Genomic DNA, 1995 nt, shown 5'->3' on the forward strand with positions numbered 1-1995 from the left:
AACTAAATGACATTTTTTACAACGATATCATCTGCCGTCTTATTCAGACGTTCACCGTTCTCTTGACAGTCTCACGCACTCAATGGATTACTATCTACTTAAGCGTGATACTGCGCTTGACCTGTTTTAGGCGGGCCGTTTTATTGCTTATGAAGGAAGGACGCACATGGCAGATGTTCACGAGCTGCTTGATACTTGGATTGCCAATGTCAAGGATGATGAGCTGCTGACCGAGCTCAACACGATGAAGGAGCAGGGTGACGAGGATGCCATCACCGATGCCTTCTTCCAGGATCTTGCCTTCGGCACCGCCGGCCTTCGCGGCACGATCGGTGCTGGCACTAACCGTATGAATATCTATACGGTCGGCCGTGCAACGCAGGGCTTCGCCGACTATCTCAATGCGACTTTTGAGCATCCGACGGTTGCCATTGCTCGCGATAGCCGCAATAAGGGCGAATTGTTCGTCAAGACGACTGCTGCTATTCTTGCGGCAAATGGTGTCACCGCCCTTGTGTATCCTAAGATTTCCCCGGTGCCTACGCTATCTTGGGCTGTCCGCGATCTTGAGTGCTCCGGTGGCATTTGCATGACCGCTAGTCATAATCCGGCGCCGTATAACGGCTATAAGGCCTATGGCCCCGACGGCTGCCAGATCACTAGCGAGGCCGCCGATGCAATTTCTAAGGCTATCGCCGAGACCGATACGTTCACTGGCGTGAAGTCCATGGACTTCGATGAGGCTCTTGAGCAGGGTCTGGTCAAATGGATCGATGACTCGTGCCTCGAGCGTTATTACGACGCCGTTCTCGCGCGCGGCGTGACCAACCTTTCTGCCGAGGAGATCGCTGGCGCTCCGCTTAAGCTCGTCTACACTCCGCTCAACGGCACTGGCCTCATTCCCGTCACGACGGTGCTCGAGCGCGCCGGCATCACCGATGTCACGGTTGTTCCCGAGCAGAAGGACCCGAACGGCGATTTCCCGACCTGCCCGTATCCTAACCCCGAGATCCGTCAGGCCATGCAGAAGGGAATCGACCTGTGCGAGCAGGTTCACCCCGATCTGCTGCTTGCAACCGATCCTGACGCCGACCGTGTTGGCGTTGCTGTTAAGAATGGTGATGACTATCTGCTGCTGACCGGCAATGAGATGGGCGTTCTGCTGCTCGACTATATCTGCAAGACCCGTGCCGCCCGCGGCGAGGATCTCACCAAGAAGGTCGCGGTTACTACCATTGTTTCTTCCGCCATGGTCGATGCCCTGGCCGAGGAGTATGGCTTTGAGCTCCGTCGCTGCCTGACGGGCTTCAAGTACATCGGTGACATCATTACCTCGCTTTCCGATGCTGGTGAAGTCGATCGATTTATCTTCGGTTTCGAGGAGAGCTACGGTTATCTGGCCGGCGACCACGTGCGCGACAAGGACGCCGTGAGCACTTCGCTTCTGATTTGCCAGATGGCGCAGTATTACAAGCTCCAGGGCAAGAACCTGGCCGATGCGATGCACGAGCTGTACGAGAAGTATGGCTACTATCACAACAAGACGATTTCGCTGAGCTATCCGGGCGCTGAGGGTGCGGCAAAGATGGCCGGCATTATGGCGGGTCTGCGCGAGAACCCGCCCGCGGAGCTCGCAGGCTCCAAGATTGAGGCCGTTGTGGATTACAACACGTGCGTGAACGGCCTGCCGAAGGCTAATGTCATTGAGTTCGATCTTGAGGGTGGCAACAAGGGTATTGTCCGTCCTTCCGGCACCGAGCCCAAGATCAAGCTGTACATCTTCGCTAAGGGCGCGGATGCCGCCGAGGCTGATGCAGCACTTGACGCGATTGAGGAGTCAGGTCGCAAGCTGTTGGCCTAAGGTTTTGAAAGCCTATTTCTATAGATAGACGAAAAAGGGGATCTCGGAAACGAGGTCCCCTCTCTATTACCGGTAAATACAGCTGAGAATCCCAAACTGTGTAGGAGTTGTGTGCAACCAGATTCCCGCCCCGC

1 protein-coding gene is annotated in these 1995 nt (G+C 55.6%); it reads left to right on the forward strand.

Annotated elements, in window-relative coordinates; all coding sequences use genetic code 11:
- The first annotated feature begins 166 nt into the window (after positions 1–166).
- Positions 167–1861: a phospho-sugar mutase gene (locus ACQRAJ_RS08690; protein ID WP_427719879.1), complete on the forward strand. Its 1695-nt coding sequence runs from the start codon at positions 167–169 to the stop codon at positions 1859–1861.
- Positions 1862–1995 lie beyond the last annotated feature (134 nt).

It is taken from the genome of Collinsella sp. SGI.184, assembly GCF_050313415.1.
GTDB lineage: Bacteria > Actinomycetota > Coriobacteriia > Coriobacteriales > Coriobacteriaceae > Collinsella.